Genomic DNA, 17,077 nt, shown 5'->3' with positions numbered 1-17,077 from the left:
GCGAGAAGGGCCGCCCCACGTGGAACGACCCTTCTCCCCTAATGAACTAGGCGCCCAGTTTAATGTTGGCGCCAGGAATCGCTTCGAGCAGCTCCTGCGTGTACGGGTTGCTCGAGTTCTCGAACACTTCGTCTGTCGTCGCCGCCTCAACAATGCGGCCACCCTGCATGACACACACGTTGTCTGCTACCAGTCGCACGACCGCGAGGTCATGAGTGATGAACAGGTACGTGAGGTCGAGCTCGGCCTGAAGCTCTGTGAGAAGGTTCAATACTTGACCCTGAACCAGCACATCGAGTGCTGACACCGCTTCGTCGAGCACGAGCACTTCTGGCTTCAGCGCGAGCGCACGAGCAATTGCCACACGCTGACGCTGGCCACCCGAAAGCTCACCGGGATAGCGGTCACGTGTTGCCTGCGGCAGTGACACCTGGTCGAGCAACTCGCTCACGCGATTGAAGCGCTCCTTCGGTGTGCCTACGCGATGAGCGAGCAGCGGCTCGGCGATCGTGTTGCCCACACTGTATTGCGGGTCGAGTGAGCCATACGGATCCTGGAACACTGGCTGAACTCGACGACGGAATCTCAGGAGCTCTTGTCCCTTGATTCCTGCGAGGTCAACTCCGTCGAACTCGATGCTTCCGCTCGTGAGCGATTCCAGTTGCAGAATCAGCTTGGCCACGGTCGACTTGCCCGAACCTGACTCACCAACGAGGGCAGTTGTGGTGCCCTTCTTGACGCCAAACGAGATGTCGTTGACCGCCAACAGCTTGTCTTTGCGGAACCCCTGCTTGCGGATCTCATAAACCTTAGTGATGTTGTTCACCTTGATGAGGTCAGTTGTCGCAGCAGCTTCGCGACTCGCAGCACGTGCAATGAGTGCGTCATCGAGCGAGCCCTGACCAAAGATGTGCAGGTCATCATCGGAGCTCTTGTGCGACTTGATCGACTGGATGCGACGCGAGGCAAGGCTCGGAGCCGCAGCAACCAGACGCTGCGTATACGGATGCTGTGGGTTTTCAAGGATTGTGCGGGACGGACCCGACTCAACAACCTTGCCCTTGTACATGACGACGAGCTGCTCGGCACGCTCAGCGGCAAGGCCGAGGTCGTGGGTGATGAACAGCACCGAGGTGCCGTAGTCACGCGTGAGGGTCTCTAGGTGATCCAGAATCTGACGCTGCACGGTGACGTCGAGCGCTGAGGTTGGCTCGTCGGCGATCAGTAGCTTCGGGCGAGCCGAGAGGCCAATACCGATGAGTACACGCTGACGCATTCCACCAGAGAACTGGTGCGGGAACTGCTTGAGTCGTTCGGCAGCATCACTGAGTCCGGCCTCTTTTAGCACCTCGATTGTGCGCTCACGTGCCGCTTTGCCCTGCGCAATGCCATTGGCTTTGATGGCCTCTTCAACCTGGAACCCGATGCTCCACACCGGGTTCAGGTTCGACATCGGGTCTTGGGGAACGTAACCGATTTGGCTTCCGCGAACCTCAGAGAACTGATCATCCGAGAACTTCGTTAGGTCGTTGCCTTCGAACTCGATTGAGCCGCCGAGCACCTTACCTGTGCCGGGAAGCAACCCGATCACTGCTTGCGCAGTGGTGGATTTACCCGAACCGGATTCGCCCACAATTGCCAGCGACTGGCCTTGGTACAGCGTGAGGTCGATACCGCGTACAGCTTGTACAACGCCGCGCTGAGTTTCGAAGCCAACTTCGAGGCCACGAATCTTGAGCAGCGGAGTCTCTTCGTTCGATGAGCCTGATGTCACGGGAGCTGTTTGTGGATTAGTCATCGGCGTGCTCTCGCTTCCGGGTCTAGGGCATCGCGAACTACGTCGCCGAACATCAAGAAGGCAAGCACCGTAACTGACAGTGCGGCCGAGGGAAGCAGCAGCGTTTGCGGGTGAGTACGAACCGTGACGCGTGCCTGGTTGATGTCGTTGCCCCAAGACATGACCGTTCCCGGGAGACCGATACCAAGGAACCCCAGAGTTGCCTCCGCCACGATGAAGATACCGAGCGACACCGTTGCGATAACGATGACCGGCGCGATGGCGTTGGGGATGACGTGACGCACGAGCGTCTTAAACCGTGAGACACCGAGTGCAGCCGAGGCTGTCACATAGTCGGAGTTTCGAGCCGAGAGCACCGAACCGCGCATGATTCTCGCGATCTGAGGCCAGGCGAAGAGCGCGAGAACAAAGGAAACGCTCATTGCATCCCGAACGGGAATGACCGAGATGACAACGATTGCACCGAGAACGGTAGGAATTGCGAAGAAGACGTCACCGATGCGCGAGACGAACGAGTCGAGAATCCCACCGTAGAAGCCGGCAAGGGCTCCGATTGTTCCGCCGAACAACGTCACCATGATTGTCGTGAGGAGACCGATCGTGACTGATGCCTGGGTTCCGAAGATGATCCGGGAATAGACGTCGCAACCCTGTCGCGTGAAGCCAAGTGGATGCCCGGCTTCCGGATTTCCGTTGCTGAACTTCAGGTAACACTCGGTCGGACTGTACGTCGCAAAGAGACCAGGGAACGCGGCGATTGCCACGATGATGAGGATGAGCACCGTGGAGATCCAGAACATTGGTCGACGGCGCATTGACTCCCACGCGTCTGTCCACGTGCTGCGCGCCTTACCGGTTTCATCAAGTTGATCGATCTCGGCGACCGGAGTCTCCGCGAGCGAGGCGATGAAGTGGTCTTGGCCGGGCCGCTGACGGCCAGTGTTGTTACTTGGCATAACGAATCCTTGGGTCGAGCGCGGCGTAAAGCAAGTCGACGAGCAGGTTGGCGAGCACGAAGATGATGACCATCACCGCGACGAACGAAACAACCGTTGGGCCTTCGCCCAACCTGATTGCTCGATAGACGGTTCCACCGACACCGTTGATGTTGAAGATTCCCTCTGTGACAATCGCGCCGACCATGAGCGAGCCGATGTCGACGCCCAGATAGGTAACAACCGGAACGAGGGAGTTGCGCAGCACGTGCACGGTGACCACTCGACGTCGAGATAGTCCCTTTGCGGTTGCGGTGCGAACAAAGTCAGCACCGAGGTTGTCTGCAACGCTCGCACGGGTAAGCCGCACGATGTAGGCGAAGGAAACAGAGGCAAGCACGATGGCAGGAAGAATCAGTTCGCCCCAGGGAGCGGCACCGCTCACCGTTGTTCTTGCCCAACCGAGTTGGATGCCGAAAATGAACTGTAATACGAAACCAACGACGAAGGTCGGCACCGAGATCAGTAGCAGGCTGATGACGAGGGCGGAGGCGTCAAACAGCTTTCCCTTGCGAAGTCCAGCAACGAGGCCGACGATGATGCCGAAAAAGGCTTCAATGGCGAGAGCAAGCATTGCGAGACGGGCTGTGATGGGGAAGGCCTGAACCATGACGTCGGTGACAGATCGGCCGGAGAACGTTGTTCCGAGGTCACCTTGGAACAGTCCGCCGATATAGAGGAGGTACTGAACGATGAATGGCTTGTCGAGGTTGTACTCAGCCCGAATGGCTTCAATAACGCCAGGAGCCGGTGGGTGGTCTCCGTAGAGTGCGGCGATGGGGTCACCGGGCACTGCGAAGACCATGAAGTAAATCAAGAAGGTCGCGCCGAAAAACACCGGGATCATCTGGAGGAAACGCTTGCCTGCGTACCACAGCATCAGATAGTTCCCTCGTTGGAACGAATAAGCATAGGAATCACAATCGCTGAATGACGGTACTCAGTGTAATGCCCGGGGCTTGATCAGCCCCGGGCATTACACCTTGAGAGTGGAAACTGGGTAACGCTAAGAGCGCATTAGCCCTTGGTTACCTCGTCGTACAGCGGGACAGAATCCCAACCGAATACAACATTGTCAACGCTGTCTGAGTAGACACCGGTGACGTTCGAGTACCACAGCGGGATCGAAGGCAGGTCGACCAGGAGGATTTCCTGAGCTTCCTGGTACTTCGCCGTTGCTTCCTCTACCGACGATGCGCTTGCGCCCTCTGCGAGGACCTTCTCAAACTCGGGGCTCGAGTAGCCTTCCTTGTTCGAGCCAGCGCCATCAACGTAGAGCGGGCCGAGGAAGTTGTACAGCGATGGGTAGTCAGCCTGCCATCCAGCACGCGTTGCACCGGTGAGCTTATTAGCGTCACGGTCGTTCAGCGCGTCCTTGAAGGTGGGGTATGCCTTACCAACAGCCTCGATACCGAGCGTATTGCTGATGCTGTTTGCAACAGCGTCAACCCATGCCTGGTGTCCACCATCGGCGTTGTACGCGAGGTCAAAGACGGTGTCTCCGTAGGGAGCGATAGCGTCAGCTTCGGCCCACAGCTTCTTGGCCTCATCCGGGTTGAAGTCAAGAACTTCAGCACCAGCAAGGTTGTCAGAGTGACCAGCGATTACTGGCGAGGTGAAGTCGGTCGCAGGAGTGCGGGTGCCTTGGAAGATGACATCCGTGATTTCCTGACGGTCGATCGACATCGAGATAGCTGCACGACGCAACTTGCCCTCGTCGCCCGACCAGTGCTCGAGGTAGTACGGCATGTTGAACGCCTGGAAGATCGCAGCAGGCTGGTTGACCGAACGACCAGGGAAGTCTGACTCGTAGGTGGCGAATGCGGAGTCTGGGACAGCATCGAGGATGTCAAGGTTGCCACCGAGAGCGTCAGCATAAGCAGCGTCCTGGCTCGTGTAGAAGATGAGCGAGATGCCACCGTTTACGGGCTTACGAACACCGTCGTAGTCAGGGTTCGTCACGAGGTCGATCTGAACGTCGTGCTGCCAGGCGCCTTCACCATCGAGCATGTACGGACCGTTGCCGACCGGGTTCTCACCGAAAGCGTCAAGGTCGTCCCATGCGGACTCTGGCAACGGCATGAATGCCGAGTAGCCGAGACGCAGCGGGAAGTCAGCCTCAGGGTTAATCAGGTTGACAGTGAACTCGGTGTCGCTAACGACCTCAAGTCCGGTCAGTTCGGAGTCTTCGTCGTAGCTGAAGCCCTCGATGTTGTCGAAGAAGTATGAAGAGCTCTGCGCGTTGCTGAGCAGGGCGCCGTACTGCCACGCCTTGATGAAGGAATCAGAGGTGACGGGCTCGTCGTTGGTGAATGTCCAACCATCGTTGAGCGTTACCGTCCACTTTTGTGCATCTTCGGACTCGATCGACTTGGCAACTTCGTTGACTACATCGCCGTCAGCGGTGTATGAAACGAGGCCAGCAAAGATCGAAGTGATGACCTTGCCGCCACCGGTTTCGGTGGTGTTGGTCGGAATGAGCGACTGCTGTGGCTCACTACCGTTGGTGGTGATGATCGCTGCGGTATCGCCTTCGGCAGGCTTATCGCCTGTCGAGCAGCCCGCAAGAACGAGTGCTGAGGCTGACAGCAGCGCGACCGCGCTGAAGCCTATGCGTGACCTTTTCAATGTTTCCTCCTGTGCAGAATTTTGCAAACGGTACAGAATTTTTGACGCCGCACCGCGCTTGATAGTTCACACCCTAAACGGGGGGATGCCCCTTTCAAAACTGTAGAGCCAAACGTTACACACCAGTAACGCTCGTGAAGATTATGTGCGGAGGTTGCAGCTTTATCGCGCAGAAAGCACGACTTTCACAGAAATACTGCACAATCTCACTGCAACAAGCGCACAGCATCGTGAGTTAACATCGATCCATGTCAGCCACAGGCTCTACACGTGACCCAGCAACTAGGGTGCTTATTTTCGATGGTGACTGCGCATTCTGTAGCCTCTGGGTAGAGCGGCTTCGCACCATGCTCCCCGAGTTCCCGGCCAGCACACCGTGGCAATGGATCAATCTCGACGACTACGCACTCACTCGCGACGATGTCGAAAAAGCAGCCTGGTTCCTGACTTCTACTCGACAATTTGCCGGTCACCGTGCACTTTCCGCAATCCTGCGAAGCCAACCAACCATCGGATGGCGCTTCCTGGGGCACCTCATCGCAACCGAGCCATTCAGTTCCATCAGCGCGCTCGCCTATCGGGTTATTGCGCGCTACCGCCACCGCCTCCCGGGTGGAACTCCCGCCTGTGCAGTGCGCGGCCCCGAGTGACCGCGTCACCCCCTCTGGCGCAGTCGCGGGGCAGACTGTGGGCAGAGATCTCGATTGTTCTTGCGTTGTCGCTGGGGGCATCCGCAATTTATTCAGTGGTATCGATCACGAATCGGCTGACCCGCGTTGAACCGCTGTCTCAGCAGACCGCGACGCTCAACTCCTCGTTGAGCTCCCGGCCCACCTTCGATCTGATCTACCAACTGCTGGGGATAACTTTCGACCTTGCGCCTGTGGCGCTTGTAGCGTTTCTGCTGTGGAGTACAACGACGCCCCGGCTCGCTCGCCTAGGCGTCGATTTCACGCGCCCTGTCCGCGACAGCCTGAGCGGTGTCGCGCTGACCCTAGCGATCGGCATCCCCGGCATCGCGGTGTACCTTGTCGGGCGCAGTCTGGGTGTCACCGTGAACGTGGTGCCCGCCGCGCTCGACCAATACTGGTGGACAGCTCCTGTGCTGCTGCTCTCCGCGCTTCGGGCCGGCATCACCGAAGAAGTGATCGTGATCGGCTACCTCTATGCGCGACTCGGCGATCTGGGATGGGGACGGTGGCAGATCATCATCTCCACGGCCCTGCTGCGGGGCACATACCACCTCTATCAAGGGATCGGAGCGTTCGTCGGCAACGTCGCAATGGGCCTGCTCTTTGGTTGGTTATACACGCGCTATCGCCGCGTACTCCCCCTCGTAATTGCGCACACGCTGATCAACGCGACAGTCTTTGTAGGGTACGGATGGGCGGCAGGAGCATTCCCCGATCTCTTCGGCCCCATCCGCGACCCAACCGCCAACGACTAGTGACGAATAGCCTGAGGCGCGCGCCCACTGGCACCCGGGATTATTCCCCGAGTACCAGTGCGCGCCAGACAGACTTAGTCGGCGAATGCCTCAATGGGAGGACATGAGCACACCAGATTGCGGTCGCCGAATGCGTTGTCGACGCGGCGAACCGGCGGCCAATACTTGCCCGAGACGAGCGAACGCAACGGGTACACGGCCTGCTCACGCGAGTAGGAGTGCTGCCAGTCACCCGAGATCACCGAATGCGCCGTGTGCGGGGCATTGATGAGTGGGTTGTCGTCGGCAGGCCACGTTCCGGCTGCTACGGCATCCGCTTCATCCTTGATAGCTATCATCGCGTCGATGAAGCGATCCAGTTCAGCGAGGTCTTCGCTCTCAGTGGGCTCCACCATGAGCGTGCCCGATACCGGGAATGACATCGTTGGTGCGTGGAAGCCGTAGTCGATGAGGCGCTTGGCGACATCGTTGTTGTCGATGCCGGTCGCCTCCTTGAGCGGACGCAGGTCGAGAATGCATTCGTGCGCGACCAGTCCGTTGTCTCCCGCGTAGAGCACCGGGAAGTGCTCGCGTAGACGTACTGCAATGTAATTTGCAGAGAGCACAGCGGCGCCGGTTGCAACCTTGAGGCCGACCGATCCCATCATGCGCACATACGCCCACGTGATCGGCAGAATGCTGGGGCTGCCATACGGCGCGGCACTGATCGCTCCCCCGGCGTGAACATACGGTCCGGCCTCACCGGTCTGCATGTCGAATGCCGGATGCTGCGTGCTCTGCGCCATCGGGTGACCGGGCAAGAACTCTGCCAGGTGTGCTTTCGCAACGACTGGCCCGACTCCGGGCCCGCCACCACCGTGAGGGATGCAGAAGGTCTTGTGCAGGTTGAGGTGGCTAACGTCGCCGCCGAAGTCACCAAAGCGCGCGTAGCCGAGCAGGGCGTTGAGGTTGGCGCCGTCAACGTAAACCTGTCCGCCAGCATCGTGCACCGCCTGCGTGATTTCACGCACTTCGTGCTCGTACACACCGTGGGTAGAGGGGTAGGTGATCATGAGGGCCGCGATTTCACTCGCGTGCTCGGCGATCTTTGCGCGCAAGTCACCGAGATCCACATTGCCGAGGTCATCACAGGCGACGACGACGACGCGCATGCCGGCGAGCACTGCACTGGCGGCGTTCGTGCCGTGTGCGCTCGACGGGATGAGGCAGATCGTGCGCTCCTTGTCGCCGTTCGCGCGGTGGTAACCGCGAATGGCCAGCAGACCCGCAAGTTCACCCTGGCTGCCGGCATTCGGTTGCAGCGACGCTGTGTCGTAACCGGTGACTTCTGACAGCCATGACTCAAGGTGCGAAATCATGACCAGGTAGCCAGAAACGTCCTCTGCCGGAGCGAACGGGTGGATGCCCGCAAACTCCGGCCAGCTCACCGCTTCCATCTCGGTCGCAGCATTCAACTTCATCGTGCACGAACCCAGCGGGATCATGCCGCGGTCGAGCGCGTAATCCTTGTCGGCGAGGTACTTGAGGTACCGCATCATGCTCGTTTCCGAGCGGTGCGTGTTGAACACCGGGTGCGCGAGGTACTCGCTCGTGCGGTTGAGAACCTCGGGAATGCTGGCATCTTCCGGGGTATGAGCGAAGCCGGCATCCAGCCCGAAGGCCTTCGCGAGGTCGTTCTTCTGCGACGCGAAGATACCTTCGTAGGGCTGGGTCGACACTTCGTCGAAGCTCAAACGCACGGTGTCGGCATCCACCACATAGAGCAGGATGTCGCTCTCGAGCGCCTTGGCAGCGATCGCGTGAGCCTGGCCAGGCTTCGTCACCGACAGGGTGTCGAAGAAGGTGTCGTTTTCGATCGTGTAGCCAGCGGCGCGCAAGCGGGCCGCGAACTCGGCGGTGTCGTGGTGGATGCGCTGAGCGATCCGCTTGAGACCCTGGGGTCCGTGATAGACGGCATACATGGATGCCATAACCGCCAGCAGCACCTGTGCGGTACAGATGTTGGAGGTCGCTTTCTCGCGGCGAATGTGCTGTTCGCGAGCTTGCAAGGAGAGACGGTAGGCGGGGTCGCCAGCGGCATCCTGAGACACACCGACGAGACGTCCAGGCAGCTGGCGTTCGAGACCCTTGCGCACTGACATGTAGCCGGCGTGCGGTCCACCGAAGCCCATCGGAACACCGAAGCGCTGCGTGGTTCCGACCGCAACGTCTGCGCCGAGTTCACCCGGTGACTTAAGGATCGTGAGAGCGAGCAGGTCGGCCGCGACAACCGCAAGCCCACCGTGAGCCTTGACCGCGGCGATGACTTCGCTGGAATCCCAGACGCGACCCGTGGCACCGGGGTACTGGATGAGCGCACCGAAGCACGCGGGCAGCTCGGGGTTCGCACCCAGCGTTGCGAGGTCCAGTTCAACAAGCTCAATCCCGACAGCCTCCGCGCGGTTCGCAAGCAGAGCCTTGGTTTGGGGAAGGGTGTCCGCGTCGACGATGAACACGTGTGACTCCACGCGGGCTGCGCGACGAGCCAACAGCATGCCCTCAACGGCAGAGGTGCCCTCGTCGAGCATCGATGCGTTTGTGGTGGTCATTCCGGCGAGGTCAGCAACCATCGTCTGGAAGTTGATGAGCGCCTCAAGGCGGCCCTGCGAAATTTCGGGCTGGTATGGCGTGTATGCCGTGTACCAGCTCGGGTTCTCAAACACGTTGCGCTTGATAACAGCAGGCGTGATGGTGTCGTAGTAGCCGAGACCGATCATGCTGCGGCGAACCTTGTTCGCGCCGGCGAGGGCACGCAGTTCGGCGAGCGCCTCCCGCTCCGAGGCGGGAGCCGGGATCGTGGAGTTCACGACGGGTGTCTGGTGAATTGCGGGCGGGACCGCGGCATCCACGAGCGCTTCGAGGCTGTCGTAGCCGACGGCGGCAAGCATGCTCGCCTGTGCTGCAGCATCCGTGCCGATGTGGCGGTCGGCGAACTTGCTGATGATGATGGGGTTGGACATTACTCGCCTGTCAGTGCGGTGTATTCGTCAAGGCTGAGCATCGACGGGAGTTCGGAAAATTCGATCCTCACAAGCCAGCCCTCGCCAAAGGGGTCGCTGTTGACGAGTTCGGGGCTGCCCGAGACTGCATCGTTGGCTTCAACGACGGTGCCTGCGACGGGTGCAAAGATTTCGCCGACAGACTTGGTCGACTCAATCTCTCCGACGATCTTGCCGAGAGCGACGGTGTCGCCCACCTTGGGCAGTTCGACGAACACGATGTCGCCCAGCTTGTCTGCCGCGTAGTCGGTAATGCCGACAGTCGCGACGTTTCCGTCAACAAGCACCCACTCGTGCTCGGCGGTGTACTGCAATTCGCTCTTCTCAGCCATGATCAGGCCTCTCTTTTGTAAAAAGGTAGGGAAACAACGGATGCAGCGATGCGACTGCCCCGCACATCAATGTGAAGCTCGGTGCCAACTTCGCTCACGTCGGGGTCGACGTATGCCATGGCGATGGGGTGCCCCAGGGTTGGCGACAGTGCGCCCGAGGTGATGACTCCTACCTCGGTGTCGCCGCTGTAGAGCGCGTAGTCGGCGCGACCGGCACGACGACCCTCAGCGGCGAGACCCACGAGAACTCGGGCACCGGCATCCGGTCCGGCTTCGATCGCGGAACGACCCACGAAGTCGCCTTCCTTGCTGAGGGCAACCACTCGACCGAGACCGGCCTGCACGGGGAAAGTGTTGAGGTTCAGTTCGTGACCGTAGAGCGGCATTCCTGCTTCAAGGCGCAAGGTGTCGCGGCAGGCGAGACCGGCGGGTACGAGACCGAGTGGTTCGCCGGCAACCGTGAGTGCTGCCCACAGGTCAGCCGCGGCATCCACGTGAATGTACAGTTCGAAACCGTCTTCACCGGTGTAGCCGGTGCGGCCGATGATGAGGTCGTGACCGTTAAAAATGGCGGCGGTTTCACGGTAGTACTTGAGCTCATCGAGCGGGGTGGCAAAGTCGGTGAGGCCTGCGGTTGCTTCGAGGATGGCCCGCGATACCGGCCCCTGCACGGCGATCAGTGCATAGTCATCGCTCTCGTCGGTGACAGCGACATCGAACCCTGCAGCGCGTTCGGCGAGCGCCGTTGCTGCAGCGAAACGGTTGCCCGCGTTCGCCACCACCAAGAAGTGCTCATCGGCCAGGCGATAGGTGACGAGGTCGTCAATGATTCCGCCGGCATCGTTGAGCAGCAGGCTGTACTTGGCCTGCGCGAGTGCAATGCCCGAAAGCTTGCCCACGAGCGCGTAGTCGAGGAAGGCGCCAGCATCGGTTCCCCGCACGTGAATCTCAGCCATGTGCGAGATGTCGAAAATACCAGCAGCAGTGCGCACAGCATGGTGCTCGGCGAGGTCAGAGCTATACCGCACCGGCATCATCCAGCCAGCGAAGTCAGTGAACGCAGCGCCCAGCTGTTCGTGGATGCTGTGCAGCGGTGAATACCTCACCGCAGCAGGTGACGATTCAGCGGGTGAAGCTGCAGACGAAGATTCATCGGTCACGGAGTTCTCCTGGCGCGTGGCTAGTGGATAGAACTCCCCCTCTGTGATGAGCCTGAGAGCTTCACGCACCTTCAAGCTAGTGCGCTTTCACCGTCGGCGGAACCTCTTGGTTATGCGAGGTTCTCTTTCCAGAGTGGCCAGTGCGATGCGGTACATGAACCTGAGAGATTGGCGGGGAGGCTTGCTCCTTCGGTGCCGTGCGGACGTTTGGTCAACGAGTGTTGATAAACGCCGTATGCCCGGCTCTCCCGCATCGTGTTGCGGCCCGATGTTCAGTTGTTAGCTCAGCATAGCAATGCTGGGCGGATGCTCGTGCCTGTGCCAACGCAGAAAAGGCCCTGTGCCAGCGCAGAAAGGCTTAGAGCAGCGCCGAACTGAGCAGCAGACTCGTCTCACTGTTAACAACGCCCTCGACATTGCGCATGCGGGCCAGCACTCGGTCAAAGTTACTGAGACTGTCGGTGCGGATGTCGGCCACGAGATCCCACGCACCGTTGGTGGTGTGGAGTTCGTGGATCTCGGGCAGTCCGCGCAACTTGGCGATGACAGCATCCGTTGACCGCCCTTCTACCTCGATGAAAGAGATCGCCCGAATGAAGGATGGGTCGCGATCTTCGCGAATACGCACTGAGAAACCGAGCACGGTTCCGTCGCTGACAAGCCGGTCGATGCGGCTGTTTACGGTCGCGCGTGTGACGTCGAGTCTGCGGGCGAGACTCGCGATTGACTCGCGCCCGTCGGCCCGGAGGGCTGCGAGGAGGCGGCGGTCGAGATCATCCAGTTGAGGCATGCACAAAGTGTATAGCCACGCTCTCGATTATGCTTATTCACTGGCACATAATCGCGTCTAATGGGTGTTGTGGATGCATAGTGCACATTCGTAACGTGGGGACTATCCATACTGCAACGAAGGGAGTGACCGTGGTCAACTACGTAGACGTCAACAACATGGGGCGCTGGATCGCCGACACCGGAATCGAGCCCATCATCATGGGCATCGTGAGCTACCTTGAGCAGGATTACGCCAAGTGGCCACAGTTCGACAAGTCCGCTCGCGTTGCGGCACATTCCGCCGAGGGCGTTATCGAGCTCATGCCGACGAGCGATGGCGAAACGTATGCCTTTAAGTACGTGAACGGCCACCCCTCGAACCCCGCCAACGGCTTTCAGACGGTCACCGCTCTCGGCATGCTCGCGCGCGTCGATAACGGCTACCCCACCTTCTTCTCTGAGATGACGCTGCTCACCGCGCTGCGCACCGCTGCAACATCGGTGCTCGCTGCTCGCGCTCTCGCCCGCCCCGATTCACAGGTGCTCGCCTTGATCGGCACCGGTACCCAGTCAGAGTTCCAAGCTCTCGGATTCCGTGCAGCCTTTGGCATCACTCAGCTGCGCGTATGGGACACCGACCCTGCAGCGCTCGACAAGTTCATCCGCAACGTCGAACCGCTCGGCTTCGAGGTCGTTCGCGCTAGCTCAGCTGCGGAAGCTGCTGCCGGCGCCGATATCGTGACTACCTGCACCGCAGACAAGGCGAACGCAACAATCCTCACCGCCGACATGATCGAGCCCGGTATGCACCTCAACGCGATCGGTGGCGACTGCCCAGGCAAGACCGAGCTCGCCGCCGACATCGTGCGCGACGCGACAGTGTTTGTTGAGTTCCCCGAGCAGACTCGCATCGAGGGTGAGATTCAGCAGCTTGGCGCTGACTCCCCCATCACCGAGCTGTGGGAAGTGCTCGCTGGACGCGCCGCCGGTCGCACTTCAGAAACCGAAGTGACGCTGTTTGACTCGGTCGGTTTCGCGATCGAAGACTTCTCGGCACTGCGCTACGTCTTCGATGCGGTTCGCGGCACCGACTACACAACAGACCTTGACCTCATTGCTAGCCCGGCCGACCCCAAGGACCTGTTCTCGCTCGTTTCGCGCGCGCCCGCGCTCACCGCGTAGGTCATCAGTGAGCGTTCAGGCCCCCTCGGCCGCAATACTCATTCGCCCGCACCTGTTCACTCCAAACAGTCAGACCGCCAGCGATAACGCATTCCAGTCGACCGATCCCACCCGCACTCCGGATGAGATTGCTCGCGCTGCGTATGCAGAGGCGACGCAGGTGGCCGAAACGTTGCGCGACGCAGGCGTCAACATCCACATGTTTGAGGACACTGAGAGCACGCGCCCAGACAGCGTGTTCCCGAACAATTGGTTCTCGACTCACAGTGGCGGACGCGTTGCCGTGTACCCGATGTACGCACCGAATCGTCGCAGTGAGCGTCGCACCGATGTGATCGAGATGCTCAAGCAAGACTTTCGCGTGCAAGACGTCGTTGACTATTCGGGGCTTGAGCACGACGGTATCTACCTTGAGGGCACCGGCGCGATGGTCATTGACCACACCAACCGGGTCGCGTACGCGGCAGAGTCACATCGGGCGAACCCGCTTGCCTTGGAACGATTCTGTGCCTCGTTTGGCTATGAGCCAATGATGTTTGAGGCCCGGGACAGCCATGGTGTTCCGATCTATCACACCAACGTCATGATGTGCATTGCTACGGATTTTGCGATGATCGGGCTTGACCTGATTGCGTCTGGCGATCGCCGCATGGAAATTGCGGAGCGACTAACTGCGCCTGGTCGCACACTGATCGATCTGACTGCAGATCAGATCGCCAACTTTGCAGGCAATGCTTTGGAACTGCGGGGATCGCAAGGGCGGGTGCTGGCCCTGTCGAGTCGCGCGCTGAAGAGTCTTACGGCCGCTCAGCGTTCCGTGATGGAGGCAAGCTGCCAGATTGTGCCGTTGGATATTCCTACAATCGAACTGGCTGGCGGATCAGTGCGCTGCATGGTTGCGGCCATCCACCTTGATCGTCGTTCACGTATGGCTGCGGATGTTGCTGCCGGCGTTCCCGCCGCCGGTTCTGCCGAAGCAGCCCCGACGGCTGGCACCTAGCGCTGTGACAACGCCTCGAACATCGGGTTGCTGAGCTCGGTGGGCCTCAGGAAACGGCTTGCGTAAAGCCGAGCGTTGCATCCGCAAGAGGCCGAAGATGCTCCGGGATGTCGCGCCCCTTAGCCTGCATCGACTGCGCCCACAGTCGCCCTGCGCGGTAGGAGGAACGAACGAGCGGACCGGCTAGCACACCGAGGAATCCGATCTCCTCCGCCTCCGCTTTGATATCGATGAACTCTTCAGGGCGCACCCATCGGTCAACGGGCAGGTGGCGGGGAGTCGGCCGCAAATACTGATTGACGGTCATGATGTCGGTGCCGGCGTCATGCAGGTCTTGCAGCGTCTGACTGATCTCGGCTCGATCCTCTCCCATGCCCAGAATCAGGTTTGACTTGGTGATCATTCCGGCGTTGCGCGCCTGGGTCAGAACATCAAGCGACCGCTCATAGCGAAAGGCTGGACGGATGCGCTTGAAGATCCGCGGCACGGTCTCCACATTGTGGGCGAACACCTCCGGACGCGCCGAAAATACCTCATTGAGCAAATCCGGGTTGCCGGAGAAGTCGGTAGCGAGAATCTCCACGCCGGTGCCAGGAGCTTGGGCATGGATCTGGCGGACGGTCTCGGCGTGCAGCCAAGCGCCTTCATCAGGCAGGTCATCGCGGGCAACACCGGTGACCGTTGCGTAGCGGAGGTTCATTGCGACCACGGATTCGGCTACGCGGCGCGGTTCATCGGTGTCGTAGGCCGCCGGTTTGCCAGTGTCAATCTGGCAGAAGTCGCAGCGTCGGGTGCACTGCGCACCGCCAATCAGGAAGGTCGCCTCCCGATCTTCCCAGCACTCGAAGATGTTCGGGCACCCGGCTTCCTGGCAGACCGTGTGCAGGTTCTCGCTCTTCACTAGCTCCTGAAGCTGCCGGTATTCCGGCCCCATTCTGGCCGTGGTCTTGATCCATTCCGGCTTACGCCCGATTGGAGTCTCGGCGTTGCGGATCTCCAAGCGCAGCATCTTGCGGCCCTGCGGTTCAGCGCTCATGCCTGCACCGACTCCCACATGTCGGCGAACCTCGCTTGGACCAACGGAACGACATCTTCCGGCCGTATCGTGCGGCCAAGCACCTTACTGATCGAAGTGACGCCGGCATCGCGGATGCCGCAGGCGACGATGTGCTCATAGGCGTCGAACGTGTTGGAACAGTTCAGGGCAAAGCCGTGCATGGTCACTCCATCTGCTACGCGGATTCCGATGGCAGCAATCTTTTCGTCGCGCCCGGCGGTGGCCACCCAGACACCGGAGCGGTGCTCTACCCGATGCCCGGACACACCGAGTTCGGCGAGCACGTCAATCAGGAACCCTTCGAGCCGTCGCACGTAGGCGACCACGTCGATCGGGTCGGGCAGTCGCAAGATCGGGTAGCCGACCAACTGCCCCGGACCGTGCCAGGTGATCTTTCCGCCGCGGTCGGTGTCAATCACGGGAGTACCGTCGTCCGGGCGTTCACCCGGCTCAGTACGTCTGCCGGCCGTATACACGGACGGATGCTCGAGCAGCATTACGGTATCGGTGCGCTGGCCCGAGACTACGGCGGCGTGCAAGGCACGCTGCTGGTCTAGGGCCGTCAAATACGGCACGGAGTTGGCGCTTAGCCCCGCGACGACAAAGTCGACCACCCCAGAAGTCTATGTCTTCCGGTGTGGGATGCGAATCCACAACGTTTGCGCCGCACCCATCACCCTGTGCGAGACGCTCGTCGAGGAGTACTGTGGCGCCATGGATGTCCTGACTTGGCTCGTAGACTCCGACCCTGCTATCCGCTGGCAAACATTGCAAGATCTTGCTGACGCCCCTCCCGAAGCTGTGTCCGTCGAGCGTGCACGTGTGGCAACCAGCGGGTGGGGTGCGCAGATGCTCGATCTGCAGGGCGCCGACGGCCAGTGGGAGGGTGGCTCCTATTTTCCTGAGCACGATGATCAGCCTGGCCAGCCTTGGACCGCGACCGCATTCAGCTTGCAGTTCTTACGAGAACTGGGCGTTGATCCAGCGAACTCCAACGTGCGCGGTGCCGTGGAACGTGCGCGCGACAACAGCCGATGGGACTACGACGGCTCGCGCTTCTTTGACGGCGAAGTTGAGCCGTGCATCAACGGTATGACCGTTGGTATTGGCGCTTATTTTGGTGAACGGATTGACGGTGTTGTCGAGCGGCTGCTACACGAGCAGCTCGACGACGGAGGCTGGAACTGTGAAGCGGAGAACGGCTCTGTGCGCAGTTCATTTCACACCACGCTCGCGGTGCTCGACGGCCTTCGCGAATACGAAAAATCCGTTGACGGCAATGACGCGGTGGCTGTGGCCCGCAGACGCGGGCACGAATACCTCCTCAACCGACACCTCATGCGTCGGCTCAGCACCGGCGAGATTATCGATGCAGAGTGGTTGCAATTCTCGTTTCCGCCACGCTGGCACTACAACGTGCTCCGGGCGCTCGACTACTTTCGAGCATCCGGAACCCACTACGACACCCGAATGGATGAGGCACTGACGTTGGTCGAAAGCAAACGTGGCGCTGATGGACGATGGTTGCTCGAAAATACCCATCCCGGCAGTGTGCACTTCGAGATGGAGGACGGCGACGGCAAGCCCAGCCGGTGGAATACGTTGCGAGCATTGAGGGTGCTGCGGTGGTTTGGGCGGGGTTGAGCTAGCCCGCTCTCTGGCTCTGACC

The 17,077-nt window shown here is 60.2% G+C and carries 15 protein-coding genes and 2 riboswitches; of the genes, 5 read left to right on the top strand and 10 right to left on the bottom strand.

The genetic code is table 11. The features are described 5' to 3' along the window. Window positions 1-46: 46 nt before the first annotated feature. The 4 genes from ACTJJW_RS10770 to ACTJJW_RS10755 form a co-directional block, all read right to left on the bottom strand. Window positions 47-1,798 (bottom strand): dipeptide ABC transporter ATP-binding protein, encoded by a 1,752-nt coding sequence (locus tag ACTJJW_RS10770; protein WP_462644522.1) that lies wholly within the window; start codon window positions 1,796-1,798, stop codon window positions 47-49. Then, a complete protein-coding gene (locus tag ACTJJW_RS10765; RefSeq protein ID WP_462644520.1) occupies window positions 1,795-2,754 on the bottom strand; it encodes an ABC transporter permease in 960 nt (319 codons plus the stop codon). Before ACTJJW_RS10765 ends, ACTJJW_RS10770 begins: the two co-directional genes overlap by 4 nt. Continuing rightward, entirely contained in the window at window positions 2,744-3,673 is a 930-nt protein-coding gene (locus ACTJJW_RS10760) for an ABC transporter permease (protein WP_462644518.1), read from the bottom strand. The genes ACTJJW_RS10765 and ACTJJW_RS10760 overlap by 11 nt, the downstream gene beginning before the upstream one ends. Window positions 3,674-3,810: 137 nt before the next feature. Continuing rightward, on the bottom strand, window positions 3,811-5,421 hold the full coding sequence (locus tag ACTJJW_RS10755; RefSeq protein ID WP_462644517.1) for a peptide ABC transporter substrate-binding protein: 1,611 nt from the start codon (window positions 5,419-5,421) through the stop codon (window positions 3,811-3,813). 248 nt (window positions 5,422-5,669) lie between these two features. Here ACTJJW_RS10755 and ACTJJW_RS10750 point away from each other — a divergent pair, with 248 nt between their 5' ends. Next, the gene (locus ACTJJW_RS10750; RefSeq protein ID WP_462644516.1) at window positions 5,670-6,071 is read left to right on the top strand and encodes a thiol-disulfide oxidoreductase DCC family protein; all 402 of its coding nucleotides are present in this window, start codon (window positions 5,670-5,672) and stop codon (window positions 6,069-6,071) included. Continuing rightward, window positions 6,068-6,868 carry a CPBP family intramembrane glutamic endopeptidase gene (locus ACTJJW_RS10745; RefSeq protein ID WP_462644514.1) on the top strand — a complete coding sequence of 267 codons (801 nt, stop codon included), beginning with the start codon at window positions 6,068-6,070 and terminating at the stop codon, window positions 6,866-6,868. Before ACTJJW_RS10750 ends, ACTJJW_RS10745 begins: the two co-directional genes overlap by 4 nt. 74 nt (window positions 6,869-6,942) lie before the next feature. Here ACTJJW_RS10745 and gcvP read toward each other — a convergent pair whose 3' ends face one another. From gcvP to ACTJJW_RS10725, 4 genes are all read right to left on the bottom strand, one after another. Then, entirely contained in the window at window positions 6,943-9,867 is a 2,925-nt protein-coding gene (gene gcvP, locus ACTJJW_RS10740; RefSeq protein ID WP_462644513.1) for an aminomethyl-transferring glycine dehydrogenase, read from the bottom strand. Beyond that, window positions 9,867-10,238, bottom strand: a complete 372-nt coding sequence (gene gcvH, locus ACTJJW_RS10735) for a glycine cleavage system protein GcvH (protein WP_462644511.1) — start codon at window positions 10,236-10,238, stop codon at window positions 9,867-9,869. The genes gcvP and gcvH overlap by 1 nt, the downstream gene beginning before the upstream one ends. Window positions 10,239-10,240: 2 nt before the next feature. After that, window positions 10,241-11,398 (bottom strand): glycine cleavage system aminomethyltransferase GcvT, encoded by a 1,158-nt coding sequence (gene gcvT / locus ACTJJW_RS10730; protein ID WP_462644509.1) that lies wholly within the window; start codon window positions 11,396-11,398, stop codon window positions 10,241-10,243. 34 nt (window positions 11,399-11,432) lie between these two features. Then, a riboswitch (glycine riboswitch) is annotated at window positions 11,433-11,535 on the bottom strand. A 1-nt stretch (window position 11,536) separates the two neighbouring features. After that, window positions 11,537-11,659: riboswitch (glycine riboswitch) on the bottom strand. Window positions 11,660-11,756: 97 nt separating this feature from the next. After that, complete coding sequence (locus tag ACTJJW_RS10725; protein ID WP_462644508.1) at window positions 11,757-12,188, bottom strand: Lrp/AsnC family transcriptional regulator; 432 nt, start codon at window positions 12,186-12,188, stop codon at window positions 11,757-11,759. Between the two features lie 131 nt (window positions 12,189-12,319). Here ACTJJW_RS10725 and ACTJJW_RS10720 point away from each other — a divergent pair, with 131 nt between their 5' ends. Both ACTJJW_RS10720 and ctlX read left to right on the top strand, forming a co-directional pair. Further along, on the top strand, window positions 12,320-13,351 hold the full coding sequence (locus tag ACTJJW_RS10720) for an ornithine cyclodeaminase (RefSeq protein ID WP_462644507.1): 1,032 nt from the start codon (window positions 12,320-12,322) through the stop codon (window positions 13,349-13,351). Between the two features lie 7 nt (window positions 13,352-13,358). Next, window positions 13,359-14,351, top strand: a complete 993-nt coding sequence (gene ctlX, locus ACTJJW_RS10715; RefSeq protein ID WP_462644506.1) for a citrulline utilization hydrolase CtlX — start codon at window positions 13,359-13,361, stop codon at window positions 14,349-14,351. Window positions 14,352-14,397: 46 nt separating this feature from the next. On the opposite strand, the gene lipA is transcribed toward ctlX, so the two are convergent. Both lipA and lipB read right to left on the bottom strand, forming a co-directional pair. Then, entirely contained in the window at window positions 14,398-15,387 is a 990-nt protein-coding gene (gene lipA, locus ACTJJW_RS10710; protein ID WP_462644505.1) for a lipoyl synthase, read from the bottom strand. Beyond that, window positions 15,384-16,022, bottom strand: a complete 639-nt coding sequence (gene lipB / locus ACTJJW_RS10705; RefSeq protein ID WP_462644504.1) for a lipoyl(octanoyl) transferase LipB — start codon at window positions 16,020-16,022, stop codon at window positions 15,384-15,386. Before lipB ends, lipA begins: the two co-directional genes overlap by 4 nt. Before the next feature lie 100 nt (window positions 16,023-16,122). Between lipB and ACTJJW_RS10700 the strand changes: the two genes are divergently transcribed. Further along, on the top strand, window positions 16,123-17,052 hold the full coding sequence (locus ACTJJW_RS10700) for a prenyltransferase/squalene oxidase repeat-containing protein (protein WP_462644503.1): 930 nt from the start codon (window positions 16,123-16,125) through the stop codon (window positions 17,050-17,052). The last annotated feature ends 25 nt before the right edge of the window (window positions 17,053-17,077 follow it).

This window comes from Rhodoglobus galactosidasius, assembly GCF_054957775.1.
This window is presented reverse-complemented; position numbering and strand designations above follow the sequence as displayed.